This is a genomic window from Microbacterium umsixpiens, from assembly GCF_053543675.1.
This window is the reverse complement of the sequence record NZ_JBLVOH010000038.1, coordinates 48,385-51,075: the sequence shown is the minus strand read 5'-3', so window position 1 is coordinate 51,075 and position 2,691 is coordinate 48,385. Positions and strand designations below refer to the sequence as shown.

General features: G+C 69.6%; 4 protein-coding genes. 1 reads left to right on the top strand and 3 read right to left on the bottom strand.

What is annotated here, in order from left to right; translation table 11 throughout:
* Positions 1–692 (top strand): alpha-L-arabinofuranosidase C-terminal domain-containing protein (locus tag ACNPM4_RS04110; protein WP_448984784.1); only part of this gene is annotated, 692 nt, incomplete at its 5' end.
* A 4-nt stretch (positions 693–696) separates the two neighbouring features.
* Here the strand turns inward: ACNPM4_RS04110 and ACNPM4_RS04105 are convergent.
* From ACNPM4_RS04105 to ACNPM4_RS04095, 3 genes are all read right to left on the bottom strand, one after another.
* Entirely contained in the window at positions 697–1,785 is a 1,089-nt protein-coding gene (locus tag ACNPM4_RS04105; protein ID WP_448984783.1) for an alkene reductase, read from the bottom strand.
* 39 nt (positions 1,786–1,824) lie between these two features.
* On the bottom strand, positions 1,825–2,322 hold the full coding sequence (locus ACNPM4_RS04100) for a MarR family winged helix-turn-helix transcriptional regulator (protein ID WP_029262195.1): 498 nt from the start codon (positions 2,320–2,322) through the stop codon (positions 1,825–1,827).
* Between the two features lie 53 nt (positions 2,323–2,375).
* Positions 2,376–2,691: MarR family winged helix-turn-helix transcriptional regulator (locus ACNPM4_RS04095; RefSeq protein WP_448984782.1), on the bottom strand; the 316-nt coding region annotated here is incomplete at its 5' end.

The window sequence follows — 2,691 nt, the reverse complement described above, 5'->3', positions numbered from 1 at the left end:
ACATCTCGTTCGACGAGTGGAACGTCTGGTACAACACCCGGTTCGAGACCGTGGACAAGATCACCGGTGCGCAGAACTGGCCGACCGCGCCGAGGCTCCTCGAAGACGCGTACTCCGTGGCGGACGCCGTGGTGGTGGGTAGCCTCCTCATCTCCTTGCTGCGCCGGGCGGACAGGGTGACCAGCGCCTCGCTCGCTCAATTGGTCAACGTGATCGCCCCGATCATGACGGAGCCCGGCGGCATCGCCTGGAAGCAGACGACGTTCTTCCCGTTCGCCGTCACCTCGGAGCTCGCATCCGGGCAGTCGATCCCCACGCACATCGAGTGCGATCTCTATGAAACCGACGCCTACGGGAGCGTGCCGGTCATCGACGCCGTGACCACGTTCGACGCCGCCACAGGCAGCGTCAGCGTGTTCCTGGTCAACCGATCGCAGACCGACCCGGTGACACTCTCGTTCGACGTCTCAGAATTCGGAGCGGTGCGGGAGGCCCACGCCCGCACGCTCAGCGACGATGACGTGTACGCCGTGAACACACTCGAGGACCCGGAGCGCGTTGCTCTTCGCCAGAACGAGACCCTGGTCGTCTCCGATGGCGTCGCGGTCGTCGAGCTGCCGCCCGTCTCGTGGACGGCCATCAGTCTCCGGGTCTCCTCGGCGGCAGCCGCCGAGCAGGGCGCGTCTCGGTGAGCCCTCAGACCCCGGCGCGCACGACCTCCAGCGACGGGTAGTCGGTGTACCCCTCTGCCGTGCGCCCGTAGAACAGCTGCGGGCGCGGGTCGTTGAACTCCGCTCCCTCTCGCCACCGCTCGACCAGGTCGGGGTTGGCGATCACGGGGCGTCCGGCGGCCACGGCATCCGCCCATCCGTCGGCGACGAGCGCCTCGGCATCCTCCCGCGTCGTGACGACGCCGAAGCCGGTGTTGATGATCAGGGGCGCGCCCGCCGTGCGCCGGATGTGCTGCACGAACTCGCTCGTCGGTGCGGCACTCAGCACGTCGACGAAGGCGAGGCCGAGCGGTGCGAGTCCCTGGGCGACGGCGGCGTAGGTCGCGTGTACGTCTGCGTCATCCTCTTCGAGCACGCCCTGGATGTTGTGCTGCGGCGACAGCCGGATGCCGGTGCGGTCGGCGCCCACCGCCGCCGCGACGGCTGTCGTGACCTCGATCGCGAAGCGGGCGCGGTTCTCGGGCGAACCGCCGTACCGGTCGTCGCGGATGTTCGACACCGGCGAGAGGAACTCGTGGACCAGGTAGCCGTTCGCGCCGTGCACCTCGACGCCGTCGAAGCCCGCGGCGATCGCGTTGCGCGCGGCCTGCGCGAACTGCTCGACGACCTCGGGGATCTCGTCGAGGGTGAGCGCGTGAGCCACCGGCAGATCGACCTTCCCCACGGGCGTGTGCGTCTGACCCGGTGCGGCGAGCGGGCTCGGGGCGACCACGCGCGGCTGCCCGGAGATCTCCGGGTGCCCCACTCGGCCACCGTGCATCAGCTGCATGACGATCGTGCCGCCCGCCTCGTGGACCGCCGCGGTGACGGGCCGCCACCCCTCGATCTGGGCGGGCGTGACGATGCCCGGCTGGCCCGCATAGGACTTGCCCTCGGCAGCCGGCCAGGTGCCCTCGGAGATGATGAGGCCCTGACCCGCGCGCTGCCGGTAGTACTCCGCCATCACCTCGGTGGGCACGCCGTCGTCATCCGCACGTGTGCGGGTGAGCGGCGCCATGACGACGCGATTGGACAGCTGCAGGGCACCGAAGACGGCCGGATCGAAGAGAGTCACAGAGGGAGGTAAGGCTCGGGGCGAGCCTCGTATTCCCTCTCAGTTGCCACCGAGGGCGGACAGAAGGTCGGCGAAGTGGTCGAGGTCGGCGGCCGTCCACTTGCGCAGCCGCTCGCCGATGCGCCCCTCGTAGCGCGAGCGGGCGACGGCGATCCGCTCCTGCGCCAGGTCGGTCGCGACGAGGACACGCGCGCGGCGATCCTCTGGATCGTGCACGCTCTCGACGAGTCCGAGCTGCTCGAGCTGGCGCACCTGACGGCTCACCGCTGACTTGTCGGTCTGCAGGTGCTCGATGATCGCACCCGCCGAGGTCGCCTTGCCTGTCGCGATCGACGTGAGCACCTGGTATCCCAGCGGCTGCAGTTCGGGATGGACGGTCGCGGCGGCCTCACGCCAGCTGATGCGGATCCGCGCGAAGAGACGACCGAGTTCCTGCTCGACCCTGGTGACGGCCTGGTCGAGATCCGCCCCGCTCAGACGGCCCTCTTCCGAGGGGGATGCAGGGGCGTCGGCGGGGGCGTCGGACGAGGCGCTCATGCTCGCCAGTGTACGGCGAAGCCCCACTGTCGAACGTGACAGCGGGGCTTCACTCAGACCTCGGCGAGGAGTCGGAACACCTTGGATGCGGCCTGGATCTCGTCGGGCGTCAGCTCGTCGACCACAGCCTGCAAGCGTGTGCCGTATTCGCGGCGGACCTCGGCGAGCGCCGCACAGGCCGACGGAGTCGCGCTCAGCACCCGGAGCCGCCCGTCCCGCTCGTCCGGCCGGGACTCGAGAAGCTCCGCCTCCTCCAGCATCCGCACCTGACGGCTGATGACCGACTTGTCCATCTCGAACCGCTCGGCCAGCTCATGCGCGTTCGCGGTGCCCGCCCGGGCGATGAATGTCAGCAGCTTGTACCCGGCC

Coding starts and splice junctions, on each gene's coding strand:
- ACNPM4_RS04100 (WP_029262195.1), bottom strand. CDS start 2,322: ATGAGCGCCTCGTCCGACGCCCCCGCCGACGCCCCTGCATCCCCCTCG.